The organism is Myxococcus sp. CA040A, assembly GCF_013336725.1.
GTDB classification, from domain to species: Bacteria; Myxococcota; Myxococcia; order Myxococcales; family Myxococcaceae; genus Myxococcus; species Myxococcus llanfairpwllgwyngyllgogerychwyrndrobwllllantysiliogogogochensis.
This window is the reverse complement of sequence record NZ_JABUMR010000004.1, coordinates 158,121-174,224: the sequence shown is the minus strand read 5'-3', so window position 1 is coordinate 174,224 and position 16,104 is coordinate 158,121. Positions and strand designations below refer to the sequence as shown.

Below are 16,104 nucleotides of genomic sequence, written 5' to 3'. Positions count from 1 at the left end.
GCGCGCGCCATGGCGTTCCACTACTCCCGCCGCAAGCTGAAGGTCCGCGAGGAAGAAGAGTCGGGCGAGCTGAACGTCGTCCCGTACCTCGACATCCTCATGAACCTCATCATCTTCATGCTGCTGTCGATTACGGGGCTGACCTCGTTCGGCATCCTCAACGTGAGCGCGCCGGGCTACGGCGCGCCGTCCACGGCGATGACGCCAGAGTCGCCGAGCGACGAGCCGAAGCTCACGCTGTCCGTGCTCATCTCCCGCAAGGGCCACTTCGTCAGCAGTGAGAACGCCATCCTCGGAGAAGGCGGCGCGCCCACGGTGCCGACGACCGCCGACGGCGTCTACGACTACGCCGCGCTCAACGCGTGGATGGTGAAGATCAAGACCGAGTTTCCCAAGGAGACGAAGGTCATCGTCGGCGCGGACGCGGATGTGCCCTACGACGTGCTCATCCAGACGATGGATGCGCTGCGCGAGGAGCAGGGTCCCCAGCGCCGGTTGCTGTTCCCCGATGTCACCCTGGCGGGGACCTGAGCCATGTCCTCCGAACCCATGTCGCACGCGCCTGATGCCGTCGACGAGGAGGCCCTGGCGCGGCTGCGCTTCCGCCGGGCGCTGTCTCGCAAGAAGCGCAAGGAGCGCGACGCGGCGGGGGAAATCAAGGAGCTGAACATCACCGCGATGATGGACATGATGACCATCCTCCTGGTGTTCCTGCTCAAGTCCTTCGCGTCGTCCTCCGCGGCGGTGACGGCCTCCGAGGACGTCCGGCCGCCCATCTCCACCACGCGCGCCACGCCGCAGGACACCATCGCCGTCACCATCACCGCCAAGAGCCTGCTGGTGGGGGAGCGGGAGGTGCTGCGGCTGCAAAACGGTCAGCTCCCCGCCGAGGCCCTCCAGGGCCGGTTGGTGCTCCCGCTCGACGCCCGGTTCAAGAAGGAAGTGGAGAAGCTGAAGTACATCGCCGAGCGCAACCCGCGGGCGCCCTTCAGCAAGGAGCTGTCGGTCATCGCGGACCGCAAGGTCCCCTACGACCTGCTCCTCAGCGTGCTCTACACGGCGGGGCAGAACGAGCTGGAGAACTACCGCTTCGTCGTCCTCAAGAAAGAGGGCGACTGAAGAACGAGCGGCGCTCCCCGGCGGAACCAGGGAGCGCCCGCCTGTCACGTCACCGGCGCGGGGCTACAGCGACGGCGTCGCGTAGTGCCCGCCGCGAGTGTCCTGCTCGTGCTGCTCGGCGTCCTCCGCGCAGCGGATGGCGAAGGGCAGGGCTTCCAGGCGGTCCATGGAGATCTCCTGGCCGCAGTCCACGCACTCGCCGAAGACGCCCGTGTCCATGCGCAGCAACGCGGCGTCGATGAGCATGACCTCGCGGCGCTGGGCCTCCATCAGGCTGGACAGGGTGTAGTCCGCCAGCTCCGACTGGGCGTTCTCCTCGTACTCGGGATCCCGCTCCTGCTCCTTGAGCGCGGTCAGCTCGCGGTGCGTGCCGCTGCTGGTGGTGAGGATTTCCCGCCTGCGGCGCTGAAGAATCTCGCGAACCTTCAGCAAATCTTGGGCTCGGCTCATGGTGGCCTCGTTTCCGTGTTGCTGTCTTCGAGTGCGTTGTGCGCTCGCTCGGAAGAACGCTGCCTCGAGCGATGAACGCGAGAAACGTAGGGGTGCAACCCAGGTGGGGAAACCGCGCCTTCCAACCGGGGGCGAAGGTGGCTCGGGGGGCAGGCGGCCGGACATGGGGCCCTGGACAAGACGCCGGGTTGACGCCCATGGCTTCGCGAGTGGGACAGGGCGTGCCAGTCCTGCTAACTGTTCGCTGACGGGCTGGCGCTCGGCGCTCCCGGGAGGAACAGGATGGCGGACGTGAAGCAGCAGCGGGTGACGGTGATTGGCGGCGGCCTGGCCGGTACGGAGTGCGCATACCAGCTCGCCCGCCGGGGCGTGCCGGTGGTGCTGCGCGAAATGAAGCCCCACAAGCGTTCTCCGGCGCACAAGTCGGATCAGCTCGCGGAGCTGGTGTGCAGCAACTCGCTGCGCTCGGACAACCCGGAGAGCGCCATTGGCCTGCTGCACGCGGAGCTGCGCTCGCTGGGCTCTCTGATTCTGGGCAGCGCGGATGCCCACCGGGTACCCGCCGGAGACGCGCTGGCGGTGGAGCGCGAGGGCTTCTCCAAGGCCATCACCGAGTCGCTGCTGCGCCAGGCGGGCGTGGAGCTGGTGGCCGGCGAGGTGGAGACGCTGCCAGAGGAGGGCCCCGTCGTCGTGGCCACCGGGCCGCTGACCTCGGATGCCCTCACTCGTGAGCTGGAGCGGCACGTGGGGCAGAAGCTCTATTTCTACGACTCCATCGCCCCCATCCTCTCCGGAGACTCCATCGACCTGACGGTGGCCTTCCGACAGAGTCGCTACGGCAAGGGCGGCGGCGACGACTACCTGAACCTGCCGATGAACCGCGAGGAGTACTACCGCTTCATCGCGGAGTTGAAGGCGGGGCAGAAGGTGGTGCCGCACAGTTTCGAGGAACCGAAATACTTCGAAGGCTGTCTGCCCATCGAGGTCATGGCGGAACGCGGCGACGACACCCTGGCCTACGGGCCGATGAAGCCGGTGGGACTCCGGGACCCTCGCACGGGCCAGGAGCCGCACGCGGTGGTGCAGTTGCGCATGGAGGACCGCGCCGGCACGTCCTGGAACATGGTGGGCTTCCAGACGCGCCTGACGTGGGGCGAGCAGAAGCGCATCTTCGTCTCCTGCATCCCCGGCCTCCAGAACGCGGAGTTCCTCCGGATGGGGCAGATCCACCGCAACACCTTCATCGACTCGCCCCGGCTGCTGTCGGCTGACTTGTCCCTGAAGACCGAGCCCCGGGTGTTCTTCGCGGGGCAGGTGTCCGGCGTGGAGGGGTACGTGGAGAGCGCGGCGTGTGGCTACCTGGTGGCGCTGGCGCTGCACGCGCGCCTGAGTGGGAAGGAGTGGGTGCCCCCCCCGGCGACGACGGCGCTGGGCTCGCTGTTCCGTCATGTGACGGGCGAAGCGCACCCGCCGGACTACCCGCATCAGCCCTCCAACATCATCTATGGCCTCTTCCCGCCGCTGACCGGGCGGATGAAGAAGGCGGACAAGCGGGCGGCGTACTCGGCCCGCGCGAAGCAGGACCTGGCGGCGTGGCTGCCGCACGCGGGTGTCCCCTCGTCGGGCACCCCGGAGCTTGAGGAGCAGAGGAGCGCATGATGCGGCCGAGGCTGGGACGACTTCTGGGCGCGGGCCTGATGGCCTCGCTCATGGTGGCGGGCACGGGGTGCAAGAAGGGTGAGGACAGCGGGGCGAAGGGGAATGCTCCCGCCGCGACGGCCTCGGGTGACTCCGCGGCTCCGAGTCGCGCGCCCGCGCCGAGCAGCTCCGGACGTGGCGCGCCCGCTGGAGCAGGGCAGGGCCTGCTGCTGGCGGCGGGCCGCGCGGCGGACCTGCGGCTGACGTCGGACGGACGCTTCGCCACCTACCTGTTGAATGGGCAGAAGCCCCGGCTGGACGGCGTGCCTCCGCAGATGTTGCTCGGGGAGCTGTTCGTGGTGGCCGTGGAGGGGGGCGAGCCGCGCAAGCTGGGCGACAGCGTGACGAACGTGCCGGGCGGGCTGCTGTTCTCGGCGGACTCGAAGCACGCGCTGTACCTCACCGGCTACAACCCGGCCTCGCAGTCCGGCTCGCTCAACGTGGCGGTGCTGGATGACGCGAAGGCGGAGCCGACGGTGCTGGGCACGGCGGTCAGCTACATGCTGCCGTCGCCGGACGGGACGAAGCTGGCCTTCGTGGACGGCGGCAAGCTGAAGCTGGGCCCGCTGCCCTCGGGGCCGTTCGTCGACGTGGCGGCCGAGGTGAGCACCGCGCAGTTCACCTCCGACAGCAAGACGCTGCTGCTCAAGCGGCGGCTGTCCGCGGCGGGGGGCCTCGCGGCGGTGTCGGTGGAGAAGCCCGAGGAGGCGCCGCGCAAGCTCGCGGACCAGGTGGGTGACTACGCCGTGTCTCCGGATGGTCAGCGCGTGGCCTTCCAGGTGCGCAGTGAGTCCGTGCGCGGGCTCTACGACTTGTACCTGGCGGAGCTGCCGGCGCAGAAGCCGAAGCGGCTGGCCGTGGCGGCGCAGGCCTTCGGTTTCTCTCCGGATGGCAAGTGGCTGGCGCGCTCGGAGAACGGCAAGCCGGACGTGCCGGGTGACTTGTACGTGGGCCCCGCCTCCGGCGGGCCGGGCCGCAAGGTGGGCGAGCGCGTGGAGATCTTCTCCTTCTCCCCGGACTCGCAGGCCGTGGGCTTCCTGGACAGGTACGACGTGACGGCGCGCGCGGGCTTGATGGCCGTGGCCTCGCTGCCGGATGGCGCGCCGAAGCGGGTGGGAGATCGTGTGCCCAACTTCGTCTGGGGCTCGGACGCGCGCTACGTGGCCTTCCTCTCGCGCTTCCTCAAGCCGGAGTACTCCGTGGACCTGATGCTCTATCCCCTGGGCGCGGAGAAGGCGGAGAAGGTGCACCGGGGCGTCTTCGGCTACGGCTTCATGCCGGGCAACGGGCAGGTGGTGTTCCGCGCCAACTGCATCCGCAACGGACGCGCGTGTGACTTCAAGGCGCTCGAGCTGCCCCAGAAGGCGGACCCGCGGACGTGGCTCCAGGGCATCTTCAGCTACAAGCTCTCCGCGGATGGTCAGCGCGTGCTGGCGACGTCGGCGCGGATGGACTCGGACACGTACGACATCGCCGTGTACGACGCGAAGACGCAGGCGCGAAAGCCGTTGGACCAGGGCGTCCAGGTGCCAGTGTACTTCGGCGGCAAGGATGGCTCGCGCGCCGTGTACATCATCTCCCAGGGGCCGAAGGCCGGCGTCTACAGCGTGTCGGCCCTCCCGTAGTCGCGCGTCGCGTGGGGTTCACCGGAGCGTGAGTTGGAAGCTCACGCCTCCGGGCCCGACGCTGAAGCCCGCATGGGGGCCGAAGAGGACCAGGGAGAACAGGGCCATTCCCAGGCAGACGAGGGCGACCTTTCGACCCGTGCGCAGGGAGTGGAAGAACGTCGTCTCGTAGTTGGCTCCCACGAAGCGCAGCGCGAAGAGCAGGCCGATGGGTAGCAGCGGCGTGTCGTTCACCGTGAACCAGAGGGTGGAGAGCACGAGCAACTGGTAGTAGCGCTTGCGGCTCAGGTGGAAGCGGTCGTCGTATTCGGCGGCGGCGTGCATGGGCTGCCTTTCTTTCGTGCGAGGCCAGGTGTGCCGCCGCGTCGATTGCAGGGGGCTCGCCACTCGCAGGCGCACGTCGTTCCGGTGGCTTGGAACGAGCCGTCGTCCGGGTGATGGGACACCCGGTCCGACGTGACAGCCGAGCGGCTGGCCTCATGAAGAGACGCTGCTTCGGAGCCGTGCGAGGTGACGTCGGGTGTGCTTAGGTCCGCCGCCTGTATGACTTCGACTCCGCTCACCTATCGCCGCTATGGCGGCTCGCTCCAGGTCGACATTCCTTCCTTCGATGTGCTCGTGGAGGCCTCGCGCATTCCCGAGACGCAGTGGATCGCCACGGCGTGTCCGTTGGAGGGACTGAGCTGCGACCCGGCCTTCCTCAAGTTCCTGGACACGGACGGCAATGCGCGCGTCCGCGTGGCGGAGGTGCGCGCCGCGGTGGCCTGGGCCGCGAAGCACTTGAAGGACCGGCGCGGCGCGGACGCGAACAGTGATGTGCTGGACTTGAACGCGCTGTCCTCGGACGCGGCCTCGCTGCGGACCGCGGCGGAGATGATTCTGCGCTCGGTGGGCGCGCCAGACATGGGGCGCATCTCGCTCGGCCAGGTGCGAGCGAGCGACCTGGAGCTGCGCAAGTCGGGGCAGAACGGTGATGGCATCATCGCCCCGGAGCGCCTGCCGGAGTCCCTGCGCCCGCTCGCGAAGGACGTCATGGCGTCCTTCCCCGAGTTGAAGAACCGCTCGGGCGAGGCGGGCGTGGATCGGCCGATGCTGCAGCGCTTCCGCGAGGCTCGCGAGGCGCTGCTGGCCCATCTGGGCAAGCGTGGCGACGTCTTCGTATGGGGCGAAGAGAGCGAGTCGCGCGCGCGACGCATCCGCGAGGTGGCGCCGCTGCTGGACACCTACTTCCTCCAGTGCCGCCTGGTGGCGGTGCAGCCGGAGGCCGCGGCCAACTTGAGGCTGCGCGCGGAGCGGGTGGAGAGCTCGCTGGGTGACTCGGCCGCGCTGGGCAAGGCGGCGGGGGATCTGCCCATCGCGGTGCCGGAAGCCTCGGGCGTGCTGGAGTGGGCGCGGCTCTTGCGCGGTCCCTCCTATGAGCAACTGCAGTCGTTCCGTCGCGACGTCGCCGCGCCGGTGACGGGAGACTCGGAGCGCCTGTCGGACACGGCGTGGCGCGAGCTGGTGGCGAAGGCGGACGCCGTGCTCGCATGGTTCACCCAGCGCGAGGCGAACCCGGTGCACAAGCTGGCCGACTCGCTGCCCACCGTGTCGCTCACGGACCTGGACGCCATCGACGCGGCCAGCCAGGCGGACCTCGCGCTGGCGCCCACGCTGGCCGCCATCGTCGAGCTGGAGCGACTGGTGCTCTACCAGCGCTGGCTGCTGGTGTTCGCCAACAACTTCATCAGCATGCCCAACCTCTATCTCCCCAAGGCGCCCGCGCTGATGGAGAAGGGGACGCTCATCCTCGGCGGACGCAAGTACACGCTGTCGGTGCTCGCGAAGAACCGCGCGGAGCACGCGGCGCTCACGAGCCAGGGCACCACGTGCATCCTCTACGTGCTGGTGGCGCCCAAGGACGGCACGCCCGGCTACGAGGTGGCGGTGCCCGTCACTCGCGGTCGGAGCACGGACTTGGTCGTGGGCAAGCGCGGCGTCTTCTACGACGTGGATGGCCAGGAGCACGACGCCACGGTGACGCATGTCGTCCGCCAGCCCGTGTCGCTGTGGGAGTCGATGACCATGCCCTTCACTCGCATGGCCTCGTTCATCACCGGCAAGATTGAAGGGCTCGCGTCGGCGGGGGAGAAGACCTTCGACGCCACGCTGGAGCAGGGGTATTCGCAGACCGTGGCGGCGGCGCCCGCTCCCGTCGCGGCTCCGGCGGCGGCTCCGGCCCCATCTCCCGGTGGGCTCGCGGGAGTCATCGCGGCGGGCAGCATCGCGGCGGCGGCGTTGGGCTCGTCCTTCGCGTTCATCGTCACGCAGGTGAAGTCGTTGACGATGGTGGACGTCATCACCGCGGCGTCCCTCATCGCCATCGTCGTCATGGCGCCCGCGGGCCTGCTCGGCTGGCTGAAGCTGCGGCGCCGCAATCTGGCGCTGCTCCTGGAGGGCTCCGGCTGGGCGCTCAATGACCGCCTCATGTTGACGCATGGACTGTCCACGCTCGTGACCCGGCGTCCCAGGCTGCCCCGGGGAGCACGCGTGGACCGACGGGACATGGTCCGCCCGGCGATGCTCGCCCAGCAGGACGAGGATGGCGAGACGGAGGGGCTGTCCGGTTGGGCTCGGTTCGGGCTCGGGGCGCTCATCTTCTTCGTGCTGCTCTGGCAGGTGCGCAACCCCATCCTCACGTGGATGTGTGAGAAGGCGTGGCTGTCAGACGCCACGTGTGTCGCGCTGCTGCCCGCGCCGACGCCCGTGGTTCCAGTCGTTGCCCCCGCCGTGCCGACGAAGTAGGGGTTTCGCGGGGCCCGGAATCTTGCGAGCCTCTCCGGGCCCCCTACGCTGGCCTCGCCATGACGACCCTCTCGCCGCTGCTGGAGAAGTTCCGCGTCCACCTGGAGGACGAGAAGGGGTCGTCACCGCACACGGTGCGCAACTACCTGGTCGACCTGGTGGACTACGAGCGCTACCTCGTCGAGCGGATGAAGCTCTCGCTCCTGGCCGGCTCCCACGCCGCCATTCGCGGCTACCTGGGCACGCTGAGCGTGGACCATGCCCCCGCGAGCCGCGCCCGTCGGCTCGCGTCCATCAAGTCCTTCTACAAGTACCTGGTGCGGCAGAAGCTCCTGCCCGCGAGCCCCGCGAAGCTGGTGAAGAGCCCCAAGCTGCCCAAGGCGCTGCCCAAGGTTCTGCCGGTGGAGGAGGTCTTCGCGCTGCTGGACGTGCATGACTTGAAGACGGTGCTCGGGCTGCGCGACAAGGCCATCCTGGAGCTGCTCTACGGTGGCGGGTTGCGCATCAGCGAGCTGTGTGACTTGGACCTGCTCGCCGTGGACCGGAGCGGGCGCATCGTCCGGGTCATGGGCAAGGGCAGCAAGGAGCGCCTCGTCCCCGTCAACGCGCAGGCCATCCGCTCGCTGGAGGCATACCTCGCCCGGCGCGGGGAGCTGCTGGCGGAGCCGAAACCCAGCCAGGCTCCAGAGGCCATCTTCCTCAACTTCCGTGGGGGACGGCTGACGCCTCGGAGCATCCGCCGACACCTGGACGCGCACGTGCTGAAGTGCGCGCTGGCGCGCAAGGTGAGTCCACACGCGCTGCGTCACTCCTTCGCCACGCACCTGCTCGGAGGGGGCGCGGACATCCGCAGCATCCAGGAGCTGCTGGGCCACGCGAGTCTGTCCACCACGCAGCGGTATACCCACGTGAGCTGGGAGCAGCTCCAGCAGGTCTACGACGCGGCCCATCCCCGGGCGTGAGGGTGCGCCTCTCCGCTCCCTGGCGCGAGGAAACGGTGCGGGAGCGGACAGGCAGGCGGTGTTCCTTGGAAACGCGGGGCGCGGCTTGTTAAACCCGCTCCATGTTCCACGGAACCACCATCCTCTGTGTGCGGCGTGACGGGAAGGTCGCCATCGCCAGCGACGGGCAGGTCTCCCTCGACAAGACGGTGATGAAGAACACGGCGAAGAAGGTTCGCAAGCTGGGCGAGGGCCAGGTGCTCGCCGGCTTCGCGGGCAGCACCGCCGATGCCTTCACCCTCTTCGAGCGCTTCGAGGGCAAGCTCAAGGAGCACCAGAAGAACATGGCGCGCGCCTGCGTGGAGCTGGGCAAGGACTGGCGCACCGACAGATTCCTTCGTCGGCTGGAGGCGCTGCTCGTCGTCGCGGACAAGGACAAGACGTTCATCCTCTCCGGGGCGGGTGACGTGATTGAGCCGGACTACGGCATCGCCGCGGTGGGCAGCGGCGGCCCGTACGCGCTCGCCGCCGCGCGCGCGCTCATGGCGCACACGCAGATGCCCGCGCGGGACGTGGCGCGGGAGTCGCTCTCCATCGCCGGCGAAATCGACATCTACACCAACGCCAACATCTCCCTCGAAGAGCTCTAGGAGCCCCCCGTGGCCGAATCGCGAAAGCCGTCCGCCTTCACGCCTCGCGAGGTGGTGAGCGAGCTGGACCGTTACATCGTCGGGCAGAACGCCGCCAAGCGCGCGGTGGCCATCGCCCTGCGCAACCGATGGCGCCGTCAGCAGGTCAATGACGACCTGCGCGACGAAATCCACCCGAAGAACATCATCATGATTGGACCCACCGGCGTGGGGAAGACGGAGATTGCCCGCCGGCTGGCGAAGCTCGCGCAGGCGCCCTTCGTGAAGGTGGAGGCCTCCAAGTTCACCGAGGTCGGCTACGTGGGCCGCGACGTGGAGTCGATGATTCGCGACCTCGTCGAGAACGCCATCTCCCTGGTGCGCGAGGAGGAGACGGAGAAGGTCCGCCCCCGCGCCGAGGAGCTGGCCGAGGACCGGCTGATGGAGCTGCTCCACAGTGGCGGCTCCCGTCCTCCTCCGCCCCCGCCGCCGCCCTTCGGCTTCTCGCCGCCTCCGCCGCCTCCTCCCGCGCCGCAGCGCCTGGGAGACACCGAGCGGGAGAAGCTCCGCGCCCAACTGCGCGCGGGAACGCTCGATGACCAGTTCGTGGACGTGGAGACGAGCGACAGCGGGCAGACGTTCATGCGCGGCTTCTCCGGCCAGGGCATGGAGGAGATTGGCGTCAACCTGCAGGACCTCTTCAAGAACATGCCGGGCATGAGCAAGACGCGCCGACGTCGCGTGCGCGTGCCGGAGGCGCTCCAACTGCTGCGTCAGGAAGAGGCCCAGAAGCTGGTGGACCCGGACCGCGTGCAGCGCGAGGCCGTGGTGCGCGCCGAGTCGAGCGGCATCGTCTTCATCGACGAAATCGACAAGATCGCCAGCCGCGAGGGCGCCAAGGGCAGCAGCGGCCCGGACGTCTCGCGCGAGGGCGTGCAGCGAGACATCCTCCCCATCGTCGAGGGCTCCACCGTCAACACCAAGTACGGCATGGTGAAGACGGACCACATGCTCTTCATCGCGGCGGGCGCGTTCCACGTCTCCAAGCCCAGCGACCTGATTCCCGAGCTGCAAGGGCGCTTCCCCATCCGCGTGGAGCTGGAGGCGCTCTCCGGTGACGACCTCATCCGCATCCTCCGCGAGCCGAAGAACTCCCTCCTGCGCCAGTACACCGCGCTCCTCCACACGGAGGGCGTGCGCCTGTCCTTCACCGACGACGCGGTGACGGAGCTGGCGCGCATCGCCCAGCAGGCGAACGAGCGCACGCAGAACATCGGTGCTCGCCGCCTGCACACCGTGCTGGAGCGACTGCTCGACGAAGTGTCCTTCTCCGCCAGTGAGCTGGGGCCCCGCGACTTCCAGGTGGACGGCAATTATGTGCGTGAGCGCCTGAGTTCCATCGTCCAGGATGAGGACCTGTCGCGCTACATCCTCTAGCGCGCTATATGGCGCGCTCGCAGCCGTTCCCCCCACCACGAAGGAAGGTAGACACCCTTGCCGCAGCCCGTGCCCTCCGCCGCCGCCTCGACTTCCAACGACACCCTCATCTCCAAGGCCAAGAGCCACCTGCTGCAGAACTACAAGCAGCAGCCCATCGTCCTGGTCAAAGGTCGGGGTACGCGCGTGTGGGACGCGGACGGTCGTGAGTATCTGGACCTCATCGGCGGCGTGGCGACGTGCGCGCTCGGACACTGTCATCCGGACCTGGTGGCGGCGGCGCACGCGCAGCTGGACTCGCTGTGGCACGTGTCGAACGCGTTCTACTCGCAGCCGCAGATCGATTTGGCGGCGCAGCTGTGTGAGTGGAGTGGGTTCGAGCGCGCCTTCTTCTGCAATTCCGGCGCGGAGGCCAACGAGGCGCTGCTGAAGCTGGCCCGCAAGGTGATGAAGGACCGGGGCACCCCGGAGCGCTACGAGGTCATCACCTTCGAGCGCAGCTTCCACGGCCGCACCCTGGCCACCGTCACGGCCACGGGACAGCCGAAGTACCACGCGGGCTTCGAGCCGCTGCCGGCCGGCTTCCACCACGTGCCGTACGGTGACCTGGAGGCGGTCCGCCGCGCCGTGGGTCCGGCCACCGCCGCCATCCTGGTGGAGCCCATCCAGGGAGAGGGTGGGGTGCGTCTGGCCCCCGAGGGCTTCCTCAAGGGGCTGCGCGCGCTGTGCGACGAGAAGGGCCTGTTGCTCCTCGTCGACGAAATCCAGACGGGCATGGGGCGCACCGGCATCCCCTTCGGCTTCATGCGCGAGGGCATCCGGCCGGACGCCATCAGCATGGCGAAGGCGCTGGGCAATGGTCTGCCCATTGGCGCCATGTTGTGCCGCGAGGACGTGGGCGCGAGCCTGTCGCCGGGCAGCCACGGCTCGACGTTCGGCGGCAACCTGGTGGCCGCCGCCGCCGCCAACGCCGCCCTCAAGGTCATCCGCCAGCCGGGCTTCCTGGACGAAGTGACGGCCAAGGGTGCGTACTTCCTGGGCCGGCTGCGGGAAATCCAGGGCAAGTTGCCCCCGGGTCGCGTCGTCGAGGTCCGAGGACAGGGCCTGCTGGTGGGCCTGGAAGTGGACCGGGAGGCGCCCCAGGTGCTCGGCAAGCTGCGCGAGGCCGGGGTGCTGGGCAACGCGGCGGGTGAGCGGACGGTCCGTTTCGCCCCTCCGTTCACCGTCACCCGGGAGGAGTTGGATCAGAGCCTCGCCATCATCGAGCGGGTGCTGATGGCCCTCTGAGGCCGATTTTCCGCCGGATGGAGCCTGGGAGGGGGCACTGGGTGTTTGACGCCCCGCGTCCCCCAAACCTAGGCTCGACCTTTCGGCAACCCATTCGTGGACCGTCCTGTGAGCGCGCCAAATACGATTGTCGGCCTGGGGGCCCGGACGGACCACATCGCCACGGTGCCCAATCTGGACTTCGCTCGCCTCCAGCTCTCGTCGGAGGAAGCGTCCGTCCTGTCGCTTGTCGGCAGGGTGGAGCGCATCGACCAGGTGTTGTCACGCTCTACCCTGGGTGAAGCACGCACCATCGCCGTGCTGCTCGCCCTGCGGGCCAAGGGGGCCATCGTCCCCGCGCGCGTGGTGCAGAAGAACCAGCCCGCTCCCGCGGTGGACGCCGCGCTGGCCGAGGAAGTGGACCTGGAGCCGGAGCGGAAGAAGGAGATCATCGACCTGGAGCGTGCGCTGGACGGGTTGGATCACTTCGCCGTCCTCGGATTGCGCCCTGGTGCTCCGGCCGCCGAGGTGAAGCAGGCGTACTACAACGCGTCCCGCCGCTATCACCCGGACCGCTACTTCGGAAAGAACCTGGGCAGCTTCCGCGCGCGCATGGAGCGCATCTTCCGGAGGCTCACGGACGCCCACAACATCCTCACCCAGCAGGACAAGCGGGACGCGTACCTCAAGGCACACCCGGCGCTCGCGACGGCTTCCGTGGCCGCCGCGACCCCCGCGCCCGCGCCCGTGCCGGTGATGGATCCCACCCAGGAGCTGATGCCCTTCGCTCCCACTCCGCGTCCGGCGCGCCTCTCGTCCCCGCTGCAGGCGTCCGCCCCGTCGACGCCACCTCCGGTGCAGGACGCGGAGTCGGAGGCACGCAGGGCGGAGCGGCAGGCGCGGCTCGCTCGGCACCCGTACATGGCGCGCAACGTGCGGCTGTCGGAGCTGGTGGCGCGCGGCAAGGCGGCCATCGCCCGAGGCGACTGGGAGCGGGCCTACCAGGACTTCCACCAGGTCCAGACGTTGGACCCGAAGAACCGCGAGGTGACGACGCTGCTGACGGAGGCGCGCCGCCGCCACGACGAACAGCGTGGGGCCATCGAGCTGGCGCGCGGGCGGGAACTGGAGCAGCACGGCGATATCGCGGGGGCGCTCGCGGCCTATCGGCTGGCGTATTCCCTGGATGGGCAGAACCCGGAGGCCGCCTTCCGTGCGGCCAGACTGGGACTCCAGCAGGGCCAGGACGTGGGCGAGGTTCGCTCCCTGGCACAGCGTGCCGTGGACCTTCAGGGAGGGCGAATCGAGCACCATTTGTTGCTGGGACGGGTGCTCGCCGACGCGGGATCGAAGAAACTGGCCAAGCGGGTCTTCGAAGATGCAGCGAAGTTGGATCCGGACAATGCCGAGGCCAAGGCGGCGCTCAAGAAGCTGCGCTGGACGTTCTAGGATGAGCACGCTCTCTCATGGCTGATCCCGAACCCCTCATAGGCATCGACCTGGGGACGACGAACAGCATCGTCGCCACCGTCCAGGACGGGCAGCCCGTCGTCATCAAGAACCGCACGGGCCAGGCGCTTACGCCGTCGGTCATCGCCGTGTCCAAGAACGGCAAGCGACTGGTGGGTGGCATCGCCAAGCGTCAGGCCATCACCAACCCGCAGGAGACGGTGTACGCGGCCAAGCGGCTCATCGGCCGGAAGTTCTCCTCGCACGAGGTGCAGGACGCGCTGCGCTCGTTGCCCTACGAGGTAGTGCCGGGGCAGCACGATGACCTGCGCATCCGCATGGGCGGCAAGGACATGTCGGTTCCGGAGATCAGCGCCATGATCCTCCAGGAGCTGAAGGCGGACGCGGAGGCGCACTTCGGCAGGCCGGTGAGCAAGGCCGTCGTCACGGTGCCGGCGTACTTCAACGACGCCCAGCGGCAGGCCACCAAGGACGCGGGGCGCATCGCCGGGTTGGACGTGCTGCGCATCATCAACGAGCCCACCGCGGCGGCGCTGGCGTATGGCTTCAGCCGCACCGTGAACGGCCGCGTGGCCGTGTTGGACCTGGGCGGCGGCACGTTCGACGTGTCCGTGCTGGAGATCAACCAGGGTGTCTTCGACGTGGTGGGCACCGGCGGCGACACGTACCTGGGGGGCGAGGACTGGGACAACCGCATCATCGAGTGGCTCGTCTTCGGCTTCGCGAAGGAGCACGGCATCGACCTGCGCAAGGACCGCATGGCGTTGCAGCGGCTCAAGGACGCGGCGGAGAAGGCGAAGGTGGAGCTGTCGAGCGTGAAGGAGACGCAGCTCAACCTTCCGTTCATCAGCACGCCTCCCGGGGGCGGCGCCGCGCTGCACCTGCAGGCCGCGTTGTCCCGCGAGAAGCTGGATGACCTGACGGCGGACCTGGCCGAGCGCGTGGTGGGCATCACCACGGAGGTGCTGGGCGAGGCGGGTGTGCGGGCCTCGGAGCTGAAGGAGGTCATCCTCGTCGGTGGCATGTCGCGCATGCCCAAGATTGTCGAGGCGGTGCGCGGCTACTTCCGCCGTGAGCCGTGCAAGGGCGTGCATCCGGACGAGGTGGTTGCGCTGGGCGCCGCGGTGCAGGCGCACGCGCTGGTGGCGCAGGAGGGCGAGCTGCTGCTCCTGGACGTCACGCCGCAGAGCCTGGGGGTGGCCATCGCCGGCGGCTACGTGCGGCGCATCATCCCGAAGAACACGACGGTGCCCACGTCGGCCACGGAGGTCTTCGCGACGTCGAAGGACTTCCAGCGGCTGGTGAAGATCATGGTGCTCCAGGGCGAGCACGAGCTGGCGCACCAGAACGAGCTGCTGGGCGAGTTCGTCCTCACCGGTCTGCGCGAGGCACCTCGGGGGCAGGTGGAAATCGAGGTGACGTTCGACATCAACGCGGAGGGCATCGTCTCCGTCTCCGCGCGCGACAGGGAGACGGGCCTGCGCCAGTCCATCACCGTCACCGCGTCCAGTGGACTCACCGAGGAAGAGCTCAAGCGCATCATGGACGAACAGCGCGGCTACCTCATGGCCGCGCGCATCTCCGAGGAACTCAAGGTCAAGCGCATGGAGCTGGACTCGCTCGCGCGCGACGTCATGGATGCGCTGACGCGAGCGAGGCTGTTGCCCGGAGGCGGTGGGCTTCCAGCCGACGCGGTGCCTCGCGCGGAGCAGGTGCTGGAGCATGCGCGGCAGGTCCGCGCGGGTGAGGACGTGGGGGCGCTGGGCCGCGCGTGTGAGCTGCTCACGGGATGTCTGACCCAGCTCAAGGGCCCGTCACGCAGTGGCATGGGGCGATAGATGAGCACCCAGCGCGCCAACCAGCTCGTCGAGGCGGGACTGTGGCTGCGCCTGAGTGGCGACGCCCAGGGTGCGCAGAAGCTGTTCGAGCGGGCGCTCGTGCTGGACCCCGACAATGTCCGGGCGCGCGAATCCCTGGCCGCGCTGGAGACCCCATTCGGACGGAGCAGCCCGTTCGCGGGGGCATCGGCGGATGCGTCCACGCGAGGCACGCCGCTGCCCTCGCTGGATGGCGACTGGGGCGCGTGGGCCGAAGGCGAGGGCCATCCGCTGGACGAAGAGGACGAGGAGCGTTCTCCCAGCGTGCTGATTCCAGAGGGCGACGGACCTCCACCGGGAGGTGACGTGCTGGACCTGCTCTCGCGCGACGAGCCCACCACGCAGGAGTACGGCGTCCCCGAGGGTGACACGGACGAGTTCGGTGTCCCCGTCACGGAGAGCGAGCTGGAGCGGTTGCTGCGCGGCGCGGCCGACCTGCTGGAGCTGGATGACCACTCGGGCGCGGTGGACCTGCTGTTCAAGGCGCAGGAGCTGGCGCCGGGAGACCCGCGCGTGGATGTGCTGCTCATCCGCAGCGAGCGCATGCTGATGGCCATGCTGGAGTCGAAGCTGGGCGACCTGGGCCGTGTGCCCCGCGTGCGCCTCCAGCCGGACGACATCATCTGGCTCAGCCTGGACCACCGCGCGGGCTTCGTGCTCGCGCAGATTGATGGCGCCGTGACGTTCGAGGACCTCTTCTCGCTGTCCGGGATGACGCGGCTGGATACCGCCCGCATCCTCGCCCAGCTCCTCGACGAAGGCGTCATCGCCGCCGCCTGACCTCCCTCGAAGCCGGGTTCACGCAGGC

The 16,104-nt window shown here is 69.0% G+C and carries 14 protein-coding genes; 12 read left to right on the top strand and 2 right to left on the bottom strand.

The window, feature by feature from the left end:
• Positions 1–9 precede the first annotated feature (9 nt).
• Both HUA75_RS17860 and HUA75_RS17855 read left to right on the top strand, forming a co-directional pair.
• On the top strand, positions 10–531 hold the full coding sequence (locus HUA75_RS17860; protein ID WP_141648808.1) for a biopolymer transporter ExbD: 522 nt from the start codon (positions 10–12) through the stop codon (positions 529–531).
• A 3-nt stretch (positions 532–534) separates the two neighbouring features.
• Positions 535–1,119: a biopolymer transporter ExbD gene (locus HUA75_RS17855; RefSeq protein ID WP_246137815.1), complete on the top strand. Its 585-nt coding sequence runs from the start codon at positions 535–537 to the stop codon at positions 1,117–1,119.
• Positions 1,120–1,182: 63 nt separating this feature from the next.
• Here HUA75_RS17855 and HUA75_RS17850 read toward each other — a convergent pair whose 3' ends face one another.
• Complete coding sequence (locus tag HUA75_RS17850) at positions 1,183–1,569, bottom strand: TraR/DksA C4-type zinc finger protein (protein ID WP_141648807.1); 387 nt, start codon at positions 1,567–1,569, stop codon at positions 1,183–1,185.
• Between the two features lie 282 nt (positions 1,570–1,851).
• Here HUA75_RS17850 and trmFO point away from each other — a divergent pair, with 282 nt between their 5' ends.
• Positions 1,852–3,228 (top strand): methylenetetrahydrofolate--tRNA-(uracil(54)-C(5))-methyltransferase (FADH(2)-oxidizing) TrmFO, encoded by a 1,377-nt coding sequence (trmFO, locus tag HUA75_RS17845; RefSeq protein ID WP_174487103.1) that lies wholly within the window; start codon positions 1,852–1,854, stop codon positions 3,226–3,228.
• Positions 3,225–4,892, top strand: a complete 1,668-nt coding sequence (locus HUA75_RS17840) for a PD40 domain-containing protein (protein WP_174487102.1) — start codon at positions 3,225–3,227, stop codon at positions 4,890–4,892. Before trmFO ends, HUA75_RS17840 begins: the two co-directional genes overlap by 4 nt.
• A gap of 18 nt (positions 4,893–4,910) precedes the next feature.
• On the opposite strand, the gene HUA75_RS17835 is transcribed toward HUA75_RS17840, so the two are convergent.
• A complete protein-coding gene (locus HUA75_RS17835; RefSeq protein WP_174487101.1) occupies positions 4,911–5,216 on the bottom strand; it encodes a hypothetical protein in 306 nt (101 codons plus the stop codon).
• A 219-nt stretch (positions 5,217–5,435) separates the two neighbouring features.
• Between HUA75_RS17835 and HUA75_RS17830 the strand changes: the two genes are divergently transcribed.
• The 8 genes from HUA75_RS17830 to HUA75_RS17795 all read left to right on the top strand — a co-directional run bounded on the left by HUA75_RS17830 (position 5,436) and on the right by HUA75_RS17795 (position 16,076).
• Complete coding sequence (locus tag HUA75_RS17830) at positions 5,436–7,676, top strand: kinesin (RefSeq protein ID WP_174487100.1); 2,241 nt, start codon at positions 5,436–5,438, stop codon at positions 7,674–7,676.
• A 59-nt stretch (positions 7,677–7,735) separates the two neighbouring features.
• Complete coding sequence (locus HUA75_RS17825) at positions 7,736–8,638, top strand: tyrosine recombinase XerC (RefSeq protein WP_141646351.1); 903 nt, start codon at positions 7,736–7,738, stop codon at positions 8,636–8,638.
• Between the two features lie 101 nt (positions 8,639–8,739).
• The gene (gene hslV / locus HUA75_RS17820; RefSeq protein ID WP_141646352.1) at positions 8,740–9,267 is read left to right on the top strand and encodes an ATP-dependent protease subunit HslV; all 528 of its coding nucleotides are present in this window, start codon (positions 8,740–8,742) and stop codon (positions 9,265–9,267) included.
• A 9-nt stretch (positions 9,268–9,276) separates the two neighbouring features.
• Positions 9,277–10,683, top strand: coding sequence for an ATP-dependent protease ATPase subunit HslU (gene hslU / locus HUA75_RS17815; protein ID WP_174462359.1), 1,407 nt, complete (start codon positions 9,277–9,279; stop codon positions 10,681–10,683).
• A gap of 57 nt (positions 10,684–10,740) precedes the next feature.
• Positions 10,741–11,970 (top strand): aspartate aminotransferase family protein, encoded by a 1,230-nt coding sequence (locus tag HUA75_RS17810; RefSeq protein WP_141646353.1) that lies wholly within the window; start codon positions 10,741–10,743, stop codon positions 11,968–11,970.
• Between the two features lie 108 nt (positions 11,971–12,078).
• Positions 12,079–13,398 (top strand): DnaJ domain-containing protein, encoded by a 1,320-nt coding sequence (locus tag HUA75_RS17805; RefSeq protein WP_174487473.1) that lies wholly within the window; start codon positions 12,079–12,081, stop codon positions 13,396–13,398.
• Between the two features lie 17 nt (positions 13,399–13,415).
• Positions 13,416–15,257, top strand: coding sequence for a molecular chaperone DnaK (gene dnaK / locus HUA75_RS17800; RefSeq protein ID WP_141646355.1), 1,842 nt, complete (start codon positions 13,416–13,418; stop codon positions 15,255–15,257).
• Positions 15,258–16,076 (top strand): hypothetical protein, encoded by an 819-nt coding sequence (locus HUA75_RS17795; RefSeq protein WP_141646356.1) that lies wholly within the window; start codon positions 15,258–15,260, stop codon positions 16,074–16,076. It abuts the gene before it with no gap.
• The last annotated feature ends 28 nt before the right edge of the window (positions 16,077–16,104 follow it).

Excerpts from the sequence above, each read along its gene's own strand:
- HUA75_RS17840 (WP_174487102.1), top strand. The coding sequence starts at position 3,225 with ATGATGCGGCCGAGGCTGGGACGACTTCTGGGCGCGGGCCTGATGGCC.
- HUA75_RS17855 (WP_246137815.1), top strand. The coding sequence starts at position 535 with ATGTCCTCCGAACCCATGTCGCACGCGCCTGATGCCGTCGACGAGGAG.
- trmFO (WP_174487103.1), top strand. The coding sequence starts at position 1,852 with ATGGCGGACGTGAAGCAGCAGCGGGTGACGGTGATTGGCGGCGGCCTG.
- dnaK (WP_141646355.1), top strand. The coding sequence starts at position 13,416 with ATGGCTGATCCCGAACCCCTCATAGGCATCGACCTGGGGACGACGAAC.
- HUA75_RS17825 (WP_141646351.1), top strand. The coding sequence starts at position 7,736 with ATGACGACCCTCTCGCCGCTGCTGGAGAAGTTCCGCGTCCACCTGGAG.
- HUA75_RS17795 (WP_141646356.1), top strand. The coding sequence starts at position 15,258 with ATGAGCACCCAGCGCGCCAACCAGCTCGTCGAGGCGGGACTGTGGCTG.
- HUA75_RS17835 (WP_174487101.1), bottom strand. The coding sequence starts at position 5,216 with ATGCACGCCGCCGCCGAATACGACGACCGCTTCCACCTGAGCCGCAAG.
- HUA75_RS17850 (WP_141648807.1), bottom strand. The coding sequence starts at position 1,569 with ATGAGCCGAGCCCAAGATTTGCTGAAGGTTCGCGAGATTCTTCAGCGC.
- HUA75_RS17860 (WP_141648808.1), top strand. The coding sequence starts at position 10 with ATGGCGTTCCACTACTCCCGCCGCAAGCTGAAGGTCCGCGAGGAAGAA.
- hslV (WP_141646352.1), top strand. The coding sequence starts at position 8,740 with ATGTTCCACGGAACCACCATCCTCTGTGTGCGGCGTGACGGGAAGGTC.
- HUA75_RS17830 (WP_174487100.1), top strand. The coding sequence starts at position 5,436 with ATGACTTCGACTCCGCTCACCTATCGCCGCTATGGCGGCTCGCTCCAG.